Annotated in this window: 1 rRNA gene; it reads left to right on the plus strand. The window is 49.2% G+C overall.

The window, feature by feature from the left end:
* Window positions 1-190: 190 nt before the first annotated feature.
* Window positions 191-528 (plus strand): 16S ribosomal RNA (locus L5M17_RS23070); the annotation flags it as partial.

Raw genomic sequence — 528 nt, forward strand, 5'->3', positions numbered from 1 at the left:
AAATCTGTGTGGACACTCACAGGTGTTGAGTTAATCGAAACTGCTTAGCCTTCGGGTTGGCAGTCAAAAATTTAAATCAATGTAACAATGAGTGTTCATAGCAATATGTACAGTTTGTTTCTTTAGCGAGAAACAAAAAAATCAGAATTCATTGAGCCGCTGAAGTCGCAAGACTGAAGCAACAAAACTTTAATTGAAGAGTTTGATCATGGCTCAGATTGAACGCTGGCGGCAGGCCTAACACATGCAAGTCGAGCGGCAGCACAAGGGAGTTTACTTCTGAGGTGGCGAGCGGCGGACGGGTGAGTAATGCCTAGGGATCTGCCCAGTCGAGGGGGATAACAGTTGGAAACGACTGCTAATACCGCATACGCCCTACGGGGGAAAGGAGGGGACCTTCGGGCCTTCCGCGATTGGATGAACCTAGGTGGGATTAGCTAGTTGGTGAGGTAATGGCTCACCAAGGCGACGATCCCTAGCTGTTCTGAGAGGATGATCAGCCACACTGGGACTGAGACACGGCCCAGA

Origin of the sequence: Shewanella sp. SW24 (assembly GCF_025653395.1) — a bacterium.
GTDB lineage: Bacteria > Pseudomonadota > Gammaproteobacteria > Enterobacterales > Shewanellaceae > Shewanella > Shewanella oncorhynchi.